Annotated in this window: 18 protein-coding genes and 2 pseudogenes; 6 read left to right on the plus strand and 14 right to left on the minus strand. The window is 45.6% G+C overall.

The window, feature by feature from the left end:
• Nucleotides 1-53 precede the first annotated feature (53 nt).
• Nucleotides 54-713, plus strand: coding sequence for a flavodoxin family protein (locus ABIE48_RS15325; RefSeq protein ID WP_192714026.1), 660 nt, complete (start codon nucleotides 54-56; stop codon nucleotides 711-713).
• A gap of 485 nt (nucleotides 714-1,198) precedes the next feature.
• Here the strand turns inward: ABIE48_RS15325 and ABIE48_RS15330 are convergent, their stop codons facing one another.
• The 3 genes from ABIE48_RS15330 to ABIE48_RS15340 form a co-directional block, all read right to left on the minus strand.
• Nucleotides 1,199-1,639 (minus strand): NUDIX hydrolase, encoded by a 441-nt coding sequence (locus tag ABIE48_RS15330; protein WP_192714025.1) that lies wholly within the window; start codon nucleotides 1,637-1,639, stop codon nucleotides 1,199-1,201.
• A 347-nt stretch (nucleotides 1,640-1,986) separates the two neighbouring features.
• Nucleotides 1,987-2,754 (minus strand): isocitrate lyase/PEP mutase family protein, encoded by a 768-nt coding sequence (locus tag ABIE48_RS15335; RefSeq protein ID WP_192714024.1) that lies wholly within the window; start codon nucleotides 2,752-2,754, stop codon nucleotides 1,987-1,989.
• 609 nt (nucleotides 2,755-3,363) lie between these two features.
• Nucleotides 3,364-3,888, minus strand: coding sequence for a DinB family protein (locus ABIE48_RS15340; RefSeq protein ID WP_192714023.1), 525 nt, complete (start codon nucleotides 3,886-3,888; stop codon nucleotides 3,364-3,366).
• Nucleotides 3,889-4,092: 204 nt separating this feature from the next.
• On the opposite strand from ABIE48_RS15340, the pseudogene ABIE48_RS15345 reads away from it, so the two are divergent.
• Nucleotides 4,093-4,350: pseudogene (locus ABIE48_RS15345) on the plus strand (NAD(P)/FAD-dependent oxidoreductase); the annotation flags it as partial.
• Nucleotides 4,351-4,521: 171 nt separating this feature from the next.
• Here ABIE48_RS15345 and ABIE48_RS15350 read toward each other — a convergent pair.
• Both ABIE48_RS15350 and ABIE48_RS15355 read right to left on the minus strand, forming a co-directional pair.
• Nucleotides 4,522-5,106, minus strand: coding sequence for a LysE family transporter (locus tag ABIE48_RS15350; protein ID WP_192714022.1), 585 nt, complete (start codon nucleotides 5,104-5,106; stop codon nucleotides 4,522-4,524).
• 322 nt (nucleotides 5,107-5,428) lie between these two features.
• Nucleotides 5,429-5,569 (minus strand): hypothetical protein, encoded by a 141-nt coding sequence (locus ABIE48_RS15355; protein WP_186325811.1) that lies wholly within the window; start codon nucleotides 5,567-5,569, stop codon nucleotides 5,429-5,431.
• 715 nt (nucleotides 5,570-6,284) lie between these two features.
• Here ABIE48_RS15355 and ABIE48_RS15360 point away from each other — a divergent pair.
• Nucleotides 6,285-7,298 carry a LacI family DNA-binding transcriptional regulator gene (locus tag ABIE48_RS15360; protein ID WP_192714021.1) on the plus strand — a complete coding sequence of 338 codons (1,014 nt, stop codon included), beginning with the start codon at nucleotides 6,285-6,287 and terminating at the stop codon, nucleotides 7,296-7,298.
• A 281-nt stretch (nucleotides 7,299-7,579) separates the two neighbouring features.
• Here the strand turns inward: ABIE48_RS15360 and ABIE48_RS15365 are convergent, their stop codons facing one another.
• Together ABIE48_RS15365 and ABIE48_RS15370 are read right to left on the minus strand one after the other, a co-directional pair.
• Entirely contained in the window at nucleotides 7,580-8,296 is a 717-nt protein-coding gene (locus ABIE48_RS15365; RefSeq protein ID WP_192714020.1) for an HAD family hydrolase, read from the minus strand.
• A complete protein-coding gene (locus ABIE48_RS15370) occupies nucleotides 8,289-9,227 on the minus strand; it encodes an alpha/beta fold hydrolase (RefSeq protein WP_192714019.1) in 939 nt (312 codons plus the stop codon). The genes ABIE48_RS15365 and ABIE48_RS15370 overlap by 8 nt, the downstream gene beginning before the upstream one ends.
• Nucleotides 9,228-9,802: 575 nt before the next feature.
• Between ABIE48_RS15370 and ABIE48_RS15375 the strand changes: the two genes are divergently transcribed.
• Complete coding sequence (locus ABIE48_RS15375) at nucleotides 9,803-9,943, plus strand: hypothetical protein (RefSeq protein WP_186325810.1); 141 nt, start codon at nucleotides 9,803-9,805, stop codon at nucleotides 9,941-9,943.
• A 227-nt stretch (nucleotides 9,944-10,170) separates the two neighbouring features.
• Here ABIE48_RS15375 and ABIE48_RS15380 read toward each other — a convergent pair whose 3' ends face one another.
• Nucleotides 10,171-10,428 carry a transposase gene (locus ABIE48_RS15380; protein WP_192715264.1) on the minus strand — a complete coding sequence of 86 codons (258 nt, stop codon included), beginning with the start codon at nucleotides 10,426-10,428 and terminating at the stop codon, nucleotides 10,171-10,173.
• A 508-nt stretch (nucleotides 10,429-10,936) separates the two neighbouring features.
• A complete protein-coding gene (locus ABIE48_RS15385) occupies nucleotides 10,937-11,188 on the minus strand; it encodes a YolD-like family protein (protein WP_145019040.1) in 252 nt (83 codons plus the stop codon).
• Between the two features lie 278 nt (nucleotides 11,189-11,466).
• Here ABIE48_RS15385 and ABIE48_RS15390 point away from each other — a divergent pair.
• Both ABIE48_RS15390 and ABIE48_RS15395 read left to right on the plus strand, forming a co-directional pair.
• Nucleotides 11,467-11,535: pseudogene (locus tag ABIE48_RS15390) on the plus strand (S-layer homology domain-containing protein); the annotation flags it as partial.
• Between the two features lie 18 nt (nucleotides 11,536-11,553).
• The gene (locus ABIE48_RS15395) at nucleotides 11,554-11,802 is read left to right on the plus strand and encodes a hypothetical protein (protein WP_186325809.1); all 249 of its coding nucleotides are present in this window, start codon (nucleotides 11,554-11,556) and stop codon (nucleotides 11,800-11,802) included.
• Nucleotides 11,803-12,253: 451 nt separating this feature from the next.
• On the opposite strand, the gene ABIE48_RS15400 is transcribed toward ABIE48_RS15395, so the two are convergent.
• The 5 genes from ABIE48_RS15400 to aepX all read right to left on the minus strand — a co-directional run bounded on the left by ABIE48_RS15400 (nucleotide 12,254) and on the right by aepX (nucleotide 16,610).
• A complete protein-coding gene (locus tag ABIE48_RS15400) occupies nucleotides 12,254-12,448 on the minus strand; it encodes a hypothetical protein (protein ID WP_192714017.1) in 195 nt (64 codons plus the stop codon).
• A gap of 221 nt (nucleotides 12,449-12,669) precedes the next feature.
• Nucleotides 12,670-13,428 (minus strand): YheC/YheD family protein, encoded by a 759-nt coding sequence (locus ABIE48_RS15405; protein ID WP_145019034.1) that lies wholly within the window; start codon nucleotides 13,426-13,428, stop codon nucleotides 12,670-12,672.
• A 13-nt stretch (nucleotides 13,429-13,441) separates the two neighbouring features.
• Entirely contained in the window at nucleotides 13,442-14,554 is a 1,113-nt protein-coding gene (locus ABIE48_RS15410; protein WP_192714016.1) for a 2-aminoethylphosphonate aminotransferase, read from the minus strand.
• On the minus strand, nucleotides 14,551-15,711 hold the full coding sequence (aepY, locus tag ABIE48_RS15415) for a phosphonopyruvate decarboxylase (protein WP_145163930.1): 1,161 nt from the start codon (nucleotides 15,709-15,711) through the stop codon (nucleotides 14,551-14,553). Before aepY ends, ABIE48_RS15410 begins: the two co-directional genes overlap by 4 nt.
• On the minus strand, nucleotides 15,711-16,610 hold the full coding sequence (gene aepX, locus ABIE48_RS15420) for a phosphoenolpyruvate mutase (protein ID WP_145019025.1): 900 nt from the start codon (nucleotides 16,608-16,610) through the stop codon (nucleotides 15,711-15,713). The genes aepY and aepX overlap by 1 nt, the downstream gene beginning before the upstream one ends.
• Nucleotides 16,611-16,613: the final 3 nt, after the last annotated feature.

Below are 16,613 nucleotides of genomic sequence, written 5' to 3' on the forward strand. Positions count from 1 at the left end.
CAATTTGCTTATGGAAAATGGCTTTACACCCTGAGGTGGAAAGGAGTAAAAAGATGACTTCAACGACAGAGAATCAAAAGTTGCTTGTTCTTATAGGAAGTCCCCGGCGGAACGGCAACTCTTCCGAGCTGGCTGATGCGGTCCGTTGGGGTGCGGAGAAAGCCGGAGCTACGGTGGCACTGAGGTTTATAGACGATTACATTTCGAGTTTTCTACGCGACTGCAGGATGTGCCGGAAGCCTGACGGAGAATGTTCAATCGCTGACGACTTTCGTTCATTGTTTATCGACGACTATTTGTCCGCTGACGGAGTCGTGTTCTGCTCCCCGGTTTATTGGTACGGTTTGTCCGCCCAAACGAAATCATTCTTTGACCGCACGTTTTGTTACAATGCGGCTTCCCATCCCGATTCGGCGCAGGTCATCCGGCGCATGTCCGGCAAACGCATCGGACTTGTGTTATCTTCCGAGGAGACGTACCCGGGAGCTACGCTCGGAATCATTCATCAGCTTCAGGAATTTTCCCGATACACTCACTCCGAGTTCGTCGGCGTCGTCCGCGGGGTCGGCAATAGCCGAGGAGAAGTGATCCACGATCCGGGTTTACCTATGCAGGCTGCTGAGCAGCTTGGGCGCGACTTATTCGTGCGTAAATATACCGACTACCGTCTCGATATGGAAAGAAGTGGGAGGGTATGGCCGGTCACGGATTGAACGACACGGCTACTGATGCGCATAGTAGGACTATGTACTTGACCGTTATTGCCTCTGGATTTTCCTTCAGAGGCTTTAACCTGAAATCACGATATATTTCAGCATCTATTGAATCCAAAATACAAATCTCCATTTTTTCACCTCGACATACTCACATTTTTAAATCATATCCAATATATATAAAATAAAAAGCAGCAGCTAAGCGGCACTAAGAATGTATGTTCTTGTCGTCTTACAGGATGGTCACCGTTATCTGATGCGTTCCCGTCTGTTCTTAAAATAAATGCCTTCCTTCCGAATTTCGAATATTCTTGAATACTACCTGAAACTGTTCTGCCGTATTCCCTTTTTTCATGTGGATTACGTTAGTAGGTAAATCGTAAGGTTCATCCAGTTGGATATCTAACGTACCTGGGTGCTGATCGGCAGCTTCTTCCTGTTCGTTTATTCAACTGTCGTTTCCCGTTACTTCAACAAATACTGTATTAAGAATTGTGATTAATAGTTCCTCTGAGTACATATGGTGCTGATGATTTACCAATTATATGTCCCTTTAACTCACTTGGTATATATATGTATTCCTCTGCTCTTTGTGGTTCCATCCAAGTAACTTCCTCAATTTCTTCTGGAAATGAGATATTTATTTCTCCACCAATTACATTCCCTCTAAAGGTAAAGAAAATTGTATGATGTTCCCTATCTACAAAAAACGCTTCGCTTACACTGAAAATACCATTTATTTCAACCTCTAAGCCCGTTTCTTCTTTCACCTCACGAATAGCAGCTTCTTCAAGTGTTTCTCCCCGTTCTACTGTTCCACCAGGAAGTGTATAATAGGAAGATTTCATACCCTTGTTTTTGACCATCAATACATTTTTTCCTTGTTCATCAAAGAGAAGCACGTAGGCAACATCTACTCTATTCATTTAATAAATCCCCTTCTCGAAGAAATGTGAATTATCAACAATTCGTTACTTTATATGAACTATCCTGCCCTTTAGCCTAATGCTGAGGCCATTTTAGCTTTGTAACTCCATTTATGCGGGTATCAGCTTATCGCACTCGGTTTATAAAATGCTAAAAACTACATCTGTAATGAGGAATCATCTATAGAGTGAAAGGAAAAGGCACCTAATTAAGTGCCTTTCACGATCCCTCTATTTTAGCTTCCCACGTCGACGTATGGAACGCCCACACGACGCGCGCGCCGTTCGCGAACTGCCGCACACATTCAGTAAATCGTTGTGGAACTTTTACGTTATCCTTTCTTCATTTAATCGAATAGCAAAGACGTATCCTGAGATTCATAAATTTGAGCCGTGCACGTATCTAGTAATGATTGAAGCTTCCGATATAAGGCGCCGCCGAGACTTAGCCGCTTGACGCCAAGTTCTTGGAGCTTTTTACAACTTGTAAGCCCTGGCACAGACATAAGGTTTAGAGGCGCGGCAATTTGCTCTGCAGCCGCTTTAATTTCGTTATCGTCCTTCAATCCAGGAACAAAAATTCCACTTGCGCCGCTTTCCACATAGGCTTGCGCCCGGACTGTCGTTTCGTTGAACGGATCAATACTCAGCAAATAGGTATCTGTTCTTGCATTAATATAAAAATCTTTATAGCCACTATTCTCTAGTGCCCCTCTGATTTTCGATAAAAGCCTGCATTGTTCGTTCAATGGTTTGAGTACTGCTTGATTCTTGCGAGAATCCTCTATATTGATCCCCACAACGCCTATATCAGCAAGTTTCATTACATTCTCGACGATCGTTTTCTCGTCTTTTCCATAACCCGACTCTATGTCGGCAGAAACAGGGATGTTCACATGATCCAATATCGTTTTTATGCGATTTAGTATTGTGTCAAATTCAATTCTTTCACCATCCGGATGCCCCAAGCTTTTCGCTATTCCCCAGCTGGTTGTACCGATAGCTTTGAATCCGGCTTTCTCCAGAGACAACGCAGAAAACAAATCCCAAGCAACTCCTAACAATAAAAGCTCGTTTGATTGATGTAGTACTTTAAACTCCTGAATTTTGTTCATACCTTTATTCCCTCCTGCATCTTTGTAGTAAAGCTAATCCTCCAACTGCTTTCGTCCGGTATCAGGCAATTCGGCCCTGACGAACCCATCTAACAATGAATTTCCTGACACCTGATTCTTTTATTATTGCTTGAGCTTGTAGTCATTCCAATTTCCTCTTCTTATTTTGGGAATTTCGGGCATTGTAGTCCTCCTATTGGGTGTTCATATCGTTAAACTGCGGTTGAGAACCAGGACGTCTACTATTAAGGAACAGCGCAGAATTTCAGAAATCCCTCTCGTCGTCGATTAATTGTAATTTTAATTCGCTAACTTCTCTTAATCTTTTTATGGTAAGTGTGTATTCCTTATCTAGGCATCCTTTTTTAAATCATTTTTGGTTATATTCCGACCTGAAAGCTTCTCACTCCCTGAAGTTTTTGGGGATACTGACTTTCCATTTTTACTCCATTATCCTTAACGACTGCACGTGACCTAATCGTACCTCGATCCTAAACTTGCTTGATGGTATTTCGCCTCGATCTCGGCTTCATCGCCGACACCATCCTACCTTCAAATTAGGGGTTAAAAGCTAAAGAGATCTAGGCAGTTCTTCGAAAGCAGAAGAAATCAGCTCCTTTTTAAAATGCCTAAATATGCACTCCACGGTCCAACGTCAGCCCGGTATCTCTCCGCTATCACCCGAACAATTTGCGCCATATGCGTAAAATCATGAACAACCCATGTAGAGAGGAGCTCCCTTAACTTCACGACGCCGAATTCCGGATGCAGTCCGGTCTTTTCCAGATCGAGGGGATTGACGACCGCCCTCAGTTTGGATATGTTCGCCATTCTGATGGCATGGAACTCTGATAATGCCTCTTCAACGGTTCTCTCGGACGTGTCCTTCAAGTGGGAATAACGATCGAATACGGGAAACGGATTGTTTTCCCCTTCCGCAAGAATGGATTCTATCCGCGGGATCCAGTTATGCTTCTCCGCTTCAACGAGGTGCTCAACGACTTCAACCGGGTTCCAGGTTCCTTCCCCTTCATTGCTATGCAGCCATCCCTCGGATAGACCGGATAAGAAGCACTCCAAAGTTTCCGGCGTGCGCTCCAAAATCTCAATGGCTTCATTCATATGGAAGTTCATATCAACACTCCTTTTCGCTATTTTTAAACTCATCTTCAAACTAGCTCTAGACCTCCTGGACGGTGCAAAAATTTCTGACCACAGCGGTTTGATTACCGATACCGTTTTGCATGACCAATGAACTGTGAAGCCTTCTCTATCCACCCCGACAGCGCCGCATTGGAATCGCCAAGCATGGATGATATACGTCCAACCACCCCGGCCGGCGTCTTCGTGGCGATCGGCCATATGCCGAACACCAAGACCCTCGACGGCCAGATTACGACGGACGAAATCGGCTACATCCAGGTGAATCCAAGAACGACCGAAACGAACATTCCGGGCGTATTCGCCTGCGGCGACGTACAGGACGTGCGCTTCCGTCAAGCGATTTCCGCTGCCGGTAATAGATGCATGGCCGCCATGGACTGCGAGAAGTTCCTGGAAGGCAGCATGGTGCATGACTGGAGCGGAACACTGTAAAGCGGATCAATACGAACATAGAGAAGGAGCCGGGGACACCTCCTTTTTATATAAGAATGGAGAGTGGGCCGTTACCTGATCTTGCTGTGGAAAGTGGCGCTGGCGCTTTATGCGTGCTAGTCTCTGTGTTGCTAGTTTCTGTGGATGGTATGCAGGAAGGGCGCTGTGCGTTTATTCGATTAAGATGGAAAACGCGCTGTATGCGAGAAGCAGGCCCATCGCGATGTTAAACGGGGTTTGGTACGCCGACAGCAATCGCTGAAATATAAAGCCGAACATGCTCCAACAGAAGGTGCTTATCACGCTTAAGAGTGCCAGAAACAAAGAGAAGCTGATCAAGGCCAGATGGGAAGAATAGTATGGGAGAATAAAGGTCGATACGGACGTTATGGCGTACAATATTCCTTTGGGATTGATAAACTGCAGAAGCACCGCCGTCAGAAAGCGGTTGTTTTTGTCCTCTCTGCTGCTCGCGGCTTTCTTGCGGTGGAACACGATTTTAACGGCGAGATACAGCATATAGGCCGCTCCCAGAATCGTCATCCACCACCGGATGCCGGGAATGAGATGTTTAAGCAACAGATTGCAGTAACTGCACAGCAGCGCAACGACAAAAAAACCGGCGCCAACACCCAGACAAAATGGGATCGTGCGTCGAAAACCGTACTGGTGGGCAAACAGCATCGCCATAAAGTTGTTGGGGCCCGGGGTAAAGGTGCTCACTAAAATATAGACTAGAAACGAAGATACAGGCATCTCGGGTCTCCTCCGATAGTATGTTATAATGTCAGCCAACCAAAAAATCCGTTTGTCCATCGTAATCTCACCTTATCCAATTTCGACTTTTATCAATGTAATTAAATTAGTTACAATGAAAACTATAACCAGGTTCATTCGCGGCTGGAACCAGAGATCTTCTCAACGTCAACATAACCATATCAGTTGCATTGAACACCGAGATGCGCCCCCTCCGTCGGCCTATAAAACAAATACAGCGGCTTAGGGATCCCACTGTCACTCACTCTCAATGCTACTGAATCAGTTGCATTGATCGCCGCAGAAAATACCGCCTTTCGGCTTATTCAAACGGCCGACCGGCTTCCTCGGACGCCTCCTGCGACCGATTCCCTTTTCCGATGACTCCCTCGTTCGGACCCATCGGTCGGTCGGCATCTCCGAGCCAGAAGCTGTTCTCGGTCGGCGCTTCTCCGCCCCCCATTGATGAGCGGCTCTCCGCGGATGCCGAAGCGCGATCGTATAACGGCTGTCGATGGTCATGCGAGGCCCCCCCCCTTCCAATAATACCATTATAGTTACATTGAATCTCCCCCGTCAACGGCCCCCCGGCATGTTCTCCAACTATATCAAGCATGCATGCAAAATGTTTACGTGCATATTGAGAAACTCATCCAACACCGAATAATCAGTAATGCAGTGGCATGACGTTCGTATCGAATCCAACCAGTACACCAAATTGTTGCATTTACTTTAAAATATTGAAACCGACCCATTGCTTCTTTGGTGTAGTCGTAGTTTCTCCATAGCGCGGGCTTGTTCTTTCAAGCTCAAACGGACCGAAAGTACCAATTCTGATAGCGTCGATTGGTTGGTTTACGGCGGAAGTACACGATCACTTTCTTCATGGCTAGATCCGGGGCTTTCTGTTGGGAAAGCTGCACTCTCCAATATGACTCCATGCTTATTACCGATACCGCATACAAACTTTGTACCTCCAGCTTCAATCGCTCTGATAAGCATAAAATCCCCCTACAATATTGTCCTGTTCTGCGCATTTTTTGCGCTCCCTTCGCATCATTTTACTTGTACATCAAAAGGATATCAGAACAATAAAGAAAACGTTATACGTATAATGTTGCAATCTAAATGCTTTTTGATATCCTAAAGAAGTAGAATACATGGGAAGGTTGATATTAATGGTTAATATTACGATTGCCGATGTGGCGGCCAAGGCCGGCGTTTCGCTTGCAACGGTATCACGAGTGCTAAACAACCGTGATGGAAGTATAAAGATCAGTGAAAAGACAAAGCAAAAAGTGCTGCAATCGGCCCAAGAACTCGGTTATCAGACCAACCCCTTCGCCGCTGCTCTCCGATCAAAGCGCTCAGGAGTCATCGGTGCGATCATTCGCGACATTCATGACCCCTTCCTATCGCTTCTCGTACGTGAAGTGCAAAAAGCCGCTCACGATAAAGGAATGGAAATGCTTATGGGACACGCCGATTACGATGCGCATACTGCAGGGCGTCAGCTGAATTTCATGATAAACCATTGGTTCGATGGTCTCGTACTAATTGGAAATCTGTCCACTCATTCCCTTCTGGAACGCAGCAAACAAAGCGGTACCCCAATTGTATCGATTACCGGGGACCGTTCACTGCCCATTCCGCAGGTAAGAACAGATGATGCAAAAGGGGTTCTTCTAGCTCTCGATCATTTAATCGAGCTGGGTCACCACAGTATAGGTTTTCTTGGGAATCTAGAGCACGGTGGAGTAAGGACACGATTGAGAGCATTTAAAGATTACTTGCAGCACCGTGGTTTTGAGCCAGACGAAAGCCATATTCTAGACGCGCGCGACCGGTATACCGCTTTCGAACGTTCCAAAGCGCTCTTTGAATGTCGCAAAGCTCCCTCGGCCCTGTTCTGCACGTCGGATCAGTACGCCCTGAGCGCAATCCGTGCGGCTTGGTATCTAAACAAGCGAATACCAGACGACCTGTCCATTATTGGATTTGACGATATTGAAGAAGCGTCGGATTCCTTTCCGCCTCTCACAACCGTGAAGCAGCCGGCGCGAGAACTTGCCATAACGGCAATCGACCTGCTCACCGGCTTTATCGATGGAGCGATTGATACGATTGCGCAAAGCGAATCCGTTGTTGAGCCGCAACTAATCATCCGGCAAACAACTGCTACCCGAGTCTAGCTTAGAAGTATGGTCCGTCCGCTTATGGATGACTCATAAGATGCTTCCATGATGCGCAACATTTCGATCGCATTTTGTAACACTTCACCAAATCGCTCTATCGGAACTGAGCACCTTAAAAACAATTTGGTTGCCTCACATAATTTTCCGATAGACGGTGGAACCACGAGAATCGAGGCCGGGGGTTGTCATTAGCTCCAAACGGAGTGGCTTTTATGATGTCCGCCAACTCACCGGCTCCCTTATTTGAATTGCCATAACACAGTATGGTAGTCATCCGGTCATTCCTTTCCGGAACCCAGTGTACGGTTATAAGAGGTCCGAATTGGCACGCTGACTTCCCCAATATGAATATGGCTCTTACTTGACCCGCCATTCTTGCTCACCAGCTTGACGGATTTGAAGTCATCGACGACAACCGCCGCTCCCTCGCCCTTCAATAATCGATCCAGACCAACACCTGCAACATACATTCCTGCCGCCACCGCTGAACGAACACCGCTACTGGCATCTTCGAACACAATGCAACTGCCGGGGTCGACGTTCAACCGTTCGGCAGCCAGAAGATAGCAGTCTGGAGCAGGTTTTCCTTGAGCGATGTGCTCGGCTGTAACGATTACATCAAAGTAAGTCTGCCATTTCATCTGGTAAATGACCTCGTTCACCTTTGACGCAGAAGCACTCGTTACGAGCGCGGTCTTTACACCCGCCTCGCGTAATGACGCCAAAAATGTTGATACGCCGATGATTTCCTGATAGGTCATCGTTGCTTCATACGATTCAAGTTTGGAAAGAACCACAGCACGTTCGATAGAAGTCAGCTTAGGGAATAGACGATCCAGTGTATAGGAAGCTTGACACCCATAGATAAATTGATTAAAATCCGAAGGTCTCAAGCGGATACCACATCCAGTGGCGACCTGATTCCAGAATTCCTTGACTGAAGATTCTGTGTCGATAAGAACTCCATCCATATCAAATGCAATTGCTTTAAACATGCGGATACCTCCGAGATTTTACAAGTGAGGGATGATGAAGATGCAGCGATTCTAACGCTTCCGCAACCGCATCAGGGCGCTGCCGCGGCAGAAAATGTCCTGCTCCGCGGACCACTCTTCTTTCCGTGCCTTCGAGAAATTTGGACATCAGTTCTTCCGATCGGAAGAGAGGGTGGACCGTATCTTCATCTCCGTGCAGCACCATTGCAGGAACTTCAATTTGCGGTAATGTCGATAGATACTTTTCAGTCTCGACGAATGCAGGATCACCGTTATCATTTCGATGAACATGCCTGTACTCCTGAATCACCACTTGTACAAAATCCGGATTCTCGAATGATTGGGCCGTTCGCTCGAAGGTAAGATCGTCAAAATGCCAGCTAGGCGACCAGCGTTCCCACAACTTTCGACAGATCTCTCTTCGATAAGCTTCCAGTCCCGCTTTTCCTCGCTCCGTATTAAAGTACCATTGATACCAGCATTCTGCTTCCAGGGCCGGAGGAGCTGGCTCAGGAGGAGAGAACACATCGTGGACATCATAACCGCCGATTGCTACCAGAGCTCGAATTCGTTTCGGGTTCAGGATCGCGGCGACGCAACAGGCTCGACATCCCCAATCATACCCGGCTATAGACGCCCGTTCGAGCCGCAAAGCATCCATGAATTGCAATAAATCCAGCCCTAATGCAGCCTGCTGCCCAACCCTTGGCGTATCCGGATCGATAAATCGAGTCGGACCATAACCCCTCAAGTACGGCATCAATACCCGGTAGCCTGCCGAAGACAATATTGACGCCGTCCCATCCCAAACACGAACGTCATCGGGGAAACCATGCATCAGGATAACAGGGAAGCCTTCTGGCGCTCCCTCCTCTTCGTAAGCAATTTCCAATTGCGGCGTTCGAACCGTTTTCACTTTCACTTCACTCATTTGGGATCACCTCAAAGTATTGATCTGTCAAGTCGTTGCAAACATTAGACCGCTTTCCTTTTTGTCGCAAAGTCAACCCATATGCGAAATTCGCGTCAAAAGTGTCATGTCAGGCTTTACCGGTGAGACCTCCAACAGATCGTAGCCTGCCCGTGAAGCGCGCTGGTTCGCAAGCAGTCCGTCCGGACTCGTTTGACCATTCCGCCAATCCAGGAGAGTGCAAGAATTCCATATTGAATCGCCATTCACTTCAACCCCCATGCTTAACTCGGTAATTCTTATTGTAGTTTTGGCTTGCACCAATAAACCCACACACTTTCAGCAATCGAATAAGTAAGATCCTCCTCCTTGTAATCGATATACGTTAAACGTTTTCATTACCATCATATTGGAACCTGAAATAATTTGTCAATAGCCATTTTCAGCGAATCCCTTCAAAGGAAGCCTTAGTCCATTGTGCTACTGTACAAGCATCATGCGCTCCCGAAGCTTCCCGATTTTTCGCTCAGCATGTAAATAAAGGCACCCTGTAGAGGTGCCTTTATCGTATGTTTTATTAATAGAGACCGACAATTTTGTCGGCGATTGCGCTGATCCACGAGATGTACAACGTCTTCAGCTTCGATTTCGCCGGCGAGCTGTCGACGAAGCCGGAAGAAGCGCTTGGCACGATAGAACCAGTAGGCAATACGATTGATACGTTGTCAAGAATGTAAAGATAGGCGTGACATTCCTTCCCATCTTGAACATTCTCAATATAGCGAAATAAAGGAGCTCATTGAGAGCTCCTCAGATTGTCGAGAAACCCACGTCTTTAAGACGTTGGGTTTCTCTTTTTTTCATTTGCAGTTGCTAAAAAGCCTAAAAAAGAAGGGTTACCCCCTCTTTTCCAGGCGATCCAGGTGGATCGCCATCTTCTTCATATTCTTCACGGCGGCCGTCATCAAACCTTGTTCCGTGACGTTGGAGAGTCCGCGCAAACGGCAATAGCGAAACCCAGGTGGTTCCTGGAATGAGTGCATTGCGCATGCATCGGGCAAGTCTTGCAAAGTTCAGGGTCTGACGCATACTGCCTGTAATCCTTCCGGTCGGTTGTCCGGTATGTCAGTTGGTGTTTTTCCGGGCAGATATAGGTGTTACTTTCAGCATCGTAAGTTAACTTCCATTTGGCAATTCTTAATGCGGGCGATCGCCTACGCAGGACACCTACTTATTTATCTTACTCCTCTTCTGGCTATGGATTTCACTTTTAAAAAACATCCCATTAAAATATGACAATTCGACTCTCACCATTTGTTCTATTGAACCCTTATAGCTGATTGGTACTGACATTTCATCAACTCTATCCGACTTACTCTAAAAGTAACAATTAACCTTTTCATTGGACAGAACTTGTCTTTATTTTTATCTTTTCAGTTGTTAATCTTTTCTGCATAATCCAATGAAACATGTAATGGTACCTAACAAAATGACTATGAAGCTTAAGCTTGGAAATCTAAATTTAAAATCTACAATTAAATTAAAAACTAAGCCAAGTACTATAAGTTCCCCACCAATGATCATGATCTTTTTTCCAGTTAAATTATGGCGAAAAAATAAAACTGCAATAATAAATTAAAAGGAATTCGTTTCCCGCCCTACTTCGGTCATTTGATCCCTCCAAGATTCACATGAGATTACTCATCTACAAATCTTCCCTCTCACTAAATCTAATCTCTAGGATAGTTAATTTCCATGATATCCATAAAAGGGACCTTGGTAATAACTCCATCCTTTTTGATGTGTACTTTTCCAGTCCGAGAGTCCATTTGATCTATCTGACCCCTTACTGGCTCATCCCAACCCCACACAGTAAGTAGAATTTCTGACCCTTCTTGATAAGCCTCTGTAAGCTGATTGCCTATCTCCTCTAATACAAATTCATCCCTTGTCGGTCTCTTGGGAGCTTTTGATTTGACCATCGGTCTCTCCTCCTCGTTGTAAAATGCGCAGTCCGCATAGGAGCGCTCCAATACATTAATAATTTTACATTACAAAGTTACTTAAGAACAGCGTTACGCAAATCTACAATATTACTGATATAACAAAGCCCATTAATAAAAAAGGATTTGCGCCATTTACCCGCCAATGAATCCCACAAAAAGCGATTATTTGGGTAAGCGATAACTAAAATAATGTCGATATAAGAACCATTCAGTGAAAAAAGGAGATCACTGTCGTTTAAGGCAGAAGGAATACGATCGCTAAGGAAAATGGCTTAATTTCTGGTTTCGAGGATAACACCTTCCGGCCGAACGGTAAGATTACACGGGAGGAAGCCATGGTCATGATAGCTCAAGCGATGAAACTCGCGGGCAAGTCCCCGAGTCTCACAAGTAATCAAGTCGAGAGTACGCTCAAAGGTTTTCAGGACGGAACGGACGTCAGCACCTGGGCCAAGGAAGCGGCCGCCGCTTGCATTCAGTCGACGGTAGTCGTCGGGAGCAATAATCAACTGTACTCGAAGGACCAGTTGACCCGAGCCGAAGCAGCTACGATGCTGATGGCCATGTTGAAGGCTTTAAGTTTGATCTAATTGATTAACGGAATGTAATTTTAGATAGGCGGCGTAGGGAACGACCCTGCGCCGCCTTTTCGAGTAATAAGGCGCAAGTTCTTGTCTTTTTAGTGTGAAGCATCGCAAAAGAAGCGCGGCTATTAAGCGTGTATGTTCTTGTCGTCTTACATTTTTTTATCCTCCTTTTAAAAAGGATGCCGACCCCCATTAAAAATGCCCCTGAAAACAAGCGGATAGGTATTTTTCTACGTGCATAACGAATAAAAATCGTCATCTCGCCTTCCTGTGGCTTGATATCCCCCACATTCAGTATCCAGGACTTCCGGATATGATGATCTCAGGACTTGCTGAACTCCTCCACCATCAAGGCAAGGGGTATTGACTGAGTCACAAATAGCTTTGGTCGACCGGGGCCCATTAGGAAACGTGATAGTATAACCCAATGAGATCATTCTGTTCTGGATCCGTTCTAATGGCCGTGGGAGTGAGGTGTGATACATTCCTTCGTACTGTTCTCTTCCGGATTTGCTGCTCCTGATGATTGCGTAGTCAGTGTATTAGTTTCTTTTAGTCCTTCTTTTAGGATTACTTGTTGTCTGGCGAAGTCATAAATCAGAAAGCACGTTCCGATGATAAGCAAGATAACGGCAATAATTCTACGCATGTTTTCTCCTCCCGCGTTGCTACTGTATTCTAATCGAACGTAAGATTTAAGTGGTTAAAACAAATAGAGGCTGCCTCGTAATAAATCGTGCAGCCCCTATAATCTTTCGTCGTTGCGTTAATGGTTAATTAAATAATCTGGTTGAGAAATACGAGGAGTTTGGTTCGAGACGGCTGGATAAGTCGGAAAAATAAAGGTTATTCATATTATGATTCGATTACTTAACGATAGTGGATATATTTACTTCTTTTATAAGAGAGTATTCGGCGATACGTTACCCCATCCTTCAGTTTAAGGAAATGAGACATGGCCGGATAAAGATTGGCTTCAATAATGGAAACACGCCCATACGGATCAGTTGCAATATCCAGGCCATAAATTCGGTGTCCGGGGAACAATGCGTTTAATCTTTTCGCGGAACGAAGCGAAACCTTATCGATTTGGTATTCTAATGCGGCTATAGGCAAGTGTCCGATGGAAGAATGTTGGATGCCCGGCTTAAACCTAAGCAGTTGTCCATGACTCCGCGTATTGTTGGATACAACGTACCCTTTGCCTGCCACCTTGATTACCTTTCCAGTAACTACCCATCTTGAAGAATGTTTTTTGCGTTGAACGATGACCCTCATATCAAAGGGGCGATTATTTATGGTCGGCCGAGTAATTCTCTGTTGAACCATATAGGCGGCAGACCTGATTATTCTTTTAATATACCGATAGGTATTCTCTCTTCCCTGTTTCACCGTTTCCATACGCTCGTAATGGATGGCATAATTGTCATTCCCCAAATCTGAGACTTGAATGACGCCCCGTCCGCGGCTCCCCCAAACGGGTTTAACAATGACATGCCGGTATTTTCCCAAAAGCGTCCAGAAGGAATGTGGACTCATCTTCCGCGTTTCAGGTAAATAAGGAGCAAGGGGGGGATACCTTTTCAAGAACAAATATTTTAACCATTTATTTTTTGTTACCGATCCCATTGGACTCCACCTTTCACTTGTTCACTTCAATGCCATCCAGATAATCTTCAAGCAATTCCAAAAAATACTCGATATCCTTGGACGTAATGTCCCCGATATTGGCAATTCGAAACGTCCTTAAACCCTCCAATTTGCCGGGATAAATCATAATGTCTTTGCTATAGAAAAAATCATGCATGGATTGGAAGTCAAACTCTGCATAAGGTTCATGAATGGATGTAATCAGCTTGGAGTGATGCGCTTCGGGGACGATATAGGTTAAATCCAGCCTTTTTAGACCACTGATTAAAGTTTTCCAGGATGCCATGTATCTTTCGTAACGTTTTGCCACACCCTCCTGCTTTAATTCCTCTATGGCCTGCCTAAGCGCATACAATACCTGTACCGGCGGTGTAAACCGCATTTGCGCATGTTCCGCAAAATATTGATATTGGGCGTACAAATTCAAATAATAACTTCTGGGTTTCCTGCTCTTCAAACTCTCCAACTTACTTTTCTCAGCGATTACGAACGAAACCCCGGGCAATCCCTGCAGATTCTTGTTCGAACTGGATGTCAAAAAGGAAATGTTCATTTCCTTCAAGTCAATCGGAACGGCAGCAAATGAACTCATGGCATCTACCATCATGTCGATATGATACTTTTTGCATAATACCCCAAGTTCCTTCACATTGTTCAAAAGGCCGGTCGTCGTCTCATGATGCACGACGGCAAGATGGGATATCTTTCGTCCGGAAGATTGAATGCAACGCTCTAAGTCAGCCAAATGAATCGCATCGTCAAAGGGACTTTTAAATTCCAAATAATCGATTCCATAAACCGCGGCGATTTCGCACATCCGTTTTCCATAAGCGCCATTATTAACAATAACTACAGCTTCATTTCCAGGGACGGAACTGATCATCGATTCAACGGCTGCAGTGCCCGACCCACCAAATAATATGGTCTGATAATGGTTCGGGTCCGCAACCAAACAGGTAAGCTCTGTGGAAATATGCTCCATGATTTCGCCAAACTCGGCTTCACGGGGACATATATCCGGAACCACCTGTGACCATTTCACGCTATCTGTAGTCGTTGCCGGACCTGGAGTAAGCAAAATGTTTCTCTTTACGGTAGAACTCATGAACCATCCACTTCCTTGATCATTAAGGGGTCGTTTTTGATAAATCGCTCCAGACGTTCTTTTACTTCATGAGGCTTTATGCTTGGGCGAGCAAGTTGATCTTTGGACTGCATGGATATTTTCATATAAAGGAAAGTAAGACCTTTAGTCTTTTTCCATTCTTGTAAACAAGCTTTCAGCTCTTCGAGGTTGTGGACATGGATTGCCCTCGTATAACCGCAGGAAGCGGCAATGTTCACGAAATCAATATTATGGGATACCGTGCTTTGCCCTCCTGTTGATTCGTGAGCGTTATTATCGAGAAGAATATGAATCATGTTATTGGGGCTGTAATACCCATTTGTCGCAAGACTTCCCATGCGCATCAATAAAGAGCCGTCTCCGTCAATCACGACAATATTCTTGCCAGGCTGACTTAGGGCGAGCCCAAGTCCAAAAGAACTGACGCACCCCATAGAGCCGACCATGTACAGATTGTTGCTTGCATCTTCTATTTCATACAATTCCCGTCCTGTTTTGCCTGTGGTTGCAAGCTGAATCGTATCCCCGTCTTTCACCGAATTGATTACAGCTAATGCCTCATGCCGCGCAGGCATCTGATTGTCTTTATGGGCACACCGTAGAATCCGGTTTGAACGAATGGAGTTTTGCTGCTTTTTTAAAGGCTCTGCGTCAAAGGTCCCTTTCTTGACTACAAAGAAAAATGGCCGATTCCGGGAAATTTGCTCATTGGCCTGAATCAGCTGTTTCTTGGCCTCTTCCAAATCTCCGGATAGATATTGCCATTCCACGTCCATCAATTCCAGCAGATTCGTCGTGATCTTGCCCATAAGCTCATGTTGGGGCTCATCAGGAACCCCTGGCTCTCCGCGAAGGCTGACAAATCCCAGCAACGGAATTCGAAAGGGGTAGATTAAGGATGTTAACGGCGAAACAGCGTTGGTTAGCCCTGAATTTTGCATGAGTACAACGGATTTTTGCCCCCCTATATAAGCCGCGGATGCGATGGCCACCGCATCACCTTCGTTGGCTGCTGCAACATAATCGAATTCGTTGATGGAGTAATTGATTAAACTTTTCAGGTAGGAGCAAGGTACACCGCTGAAAAAAGTAAATCCTAATTTCCGGAGTTCTTCCCCAAATATCTTCGTATCCATTATATCCCCTCATTCGAGTCGGACTGTGTTGCCGGGAGATATCGTTGTTCCGCAGCTTCCAGCTCTTCAGCCCCTTGAAGCCTAAAAACTTCTTCCAGCGTTGCAACTTCCTTTTCGATTTGAACAAGACTTTCATCCTGATAAATTCTGCGGGATACCTGTTCCATCGCTTGAATGGATGATCGCAAATTATGGTTCGCCCATATAACAAGGCTAATCCCCAGCTCCCGAAGCTTGTCGGTTGGAGTCAAATAATACTTTGTAGGTACGATAACTACGGGCAATCTTCCCGCCCATTCCTTCATGAATGCCTCAATTTCCGTGATGTCCGGCCTCTTGCTGTGTATGAGAACAGCGTCGGCTCCTGCCTTCCGGTACGCTTCCGCCCGCCGCAGCGCTTCGCCAAGTCCCCTCCCTGTAATAAAGGCTTCCACTCTGGCTACAACGATAAAATCGTCGTCGGTTTGCGCGTCTTTCATGGCCTTGATTTTACCGCAAAATTCATCGATATCGGCCATCGGCTGCAATTGTCCGTTTAAGAATGAGTTCGTTTTGGGAAATTGCTTATCTTCGATACAAACCCCTGCAATATCCCGTTGCTCCAGCTTTTTGACCAGGCGTCTTGCATTATTGAAGTTGCCATACCCCGTATCCCCGTCCAGCAGAATCGGGATGGACGTCGCATCACTCATGAATTCAAGAACATCCAACACCTGGGTCCAGGAGGCTTCGTTATTGTCTCTTACTCCCATCGCTGCAGAGATGGATAATCCGCTCGCCCAAATCCCCCTAAATCCCGCCTCCTCAACAATTTTGGCAGACAAACCATTATGAGCTTCCATAATAAATTCCAGTTTTTTGGAGTTGATCAAGTTTCTAAGCTCCTTTGTTTTTTTCATTGA

The organism is Paenibacillus sp. OAE614 (genome assembly GCF_040546645.1).
Taxonomy (GTDB): Bacteria; Bacillota; Bacilli; order Paenibacillales; family Paenibacillaceae; genus Paenibacillus_AQ; species Paenibacillus_AQ favisporus.

Excerpts from the sequence above, each read along its gene's own strand:
- ABIE48_RS15370 (WP_192714019.1), bottom strand. The coding sequence starts at position 9,227 with ATGAGTGAAGTGAAAGTGAAAACGGTTCGAACGCCGCAATTGGAAATT.
- ABIE48_RS15410 (WP_192714016.1), bottom strand. The coding sequence starts at position 14,554 with ATGAGTTCTACCGTAAAGAGAAACATTTTGCTTACTCCAGGTCCGGCA.
- ABIE48_RS15335 (WP_192714024.1), bottom strand. The coding sequence starts at position 2,754 with ATGAACAAAATTCAGGAGTTTAAAGTACTACATCAATCAAACGAGCTT.
- ABIE48_RS15405 (WP_145019034.1), bottom strand. The coding sequence starts at position 13,428 with ATGGGATCGGTAACAAAAAATAAATGGTTAAAATATTTGTTCTTGAAA.
- ABIE48_RS15365 (WP_192714020.1), bottom strand. The coding sequence starts at position 8,296 with ATGTTTAAAGCAATTGCATTTGATATGGATGGAGTTCTTATCGACACA.
- ABIE48_RS15400 (WP_192714017.1), bottom strand. The coding sequence starts at position 12,448 with ATGCGTAGAATTATTGCCGTTATCTTGCTTATCATCGGAACGTGCTTT.
- ABIE48_RS15350 (WP_192714022.1), bottom strand. The coding sequence starts at position 5,106 with ATGCCTGTATCTTCGTTTCTAGTCTATATTTTAGTGAGCACCTTTACC.
- ABIE48_RS15355 (WP_186325811.1), bottom strand. The coding sequence starts at position 5,569 with ATGGGGGGCGGAGAAGCGCCGACCGAGAACAGCTTCTGGCTCGGAGAT.
- ABIE48_RS15395 (WP_186325809.1), top strand. The coding sequence starts at position 11,554 with ATGATAGCTCAAGCGATGAAACTCGCGGGCAAGTCCCCGAGTCTCACA.
- ABIE48_RS15325 (WP_192714026.1), top strand. The coding sequence starts at position 54 with ATGACTTCAACGACAGAGAATCAAAAGTTGCTTGTTCTTATAGGAAGT.
- ABIE48_RS15330 (WP_192714025.1), bottom strand. The coding sequence starts at position 1,639 with ATGAATAGAGTAGATGTTGCCTACGTGCTTCTCTTTGATGAACAAGGA.
- ABIE48_RS15385 (WP_145019040.1), bottom strand. The coding sequence starts at position 11,188 with ATGGTCAAATCAAAAGCTCCCAAGAGACCGACAAGGGATGAATTTGTA.
- aepX (WP_145019025.1), bottom strand. The coding sequence starts at position 16,610 with ATGAAAAAAACAAAGGAGCTTAGAAACTTGATCAACTCCAAAAAACTG.
- aepY (WP_145163930.1), bottom strand. The coding sequence starts at position 15,711 with ATGGATACGAAGATATTTGGGGAAGAACTCCGGAAATTAGGATTTACT.
- ABIE48_RS15340 (WP_192714023.1), bottom strand. The coding sequence starts at position 3,888 with ATGAACTTCCATATGAATGAAGCCATTGAGATTTTGGAGCGCACGCCG.
- ABIE48_RS15360 (WP_192714021.1), top strand. The coding sequence starts at position 6,285 with ATGGTTAATATTACGATTGCCGATGTGGCGGCCAAGGCCGGCGTTTCG.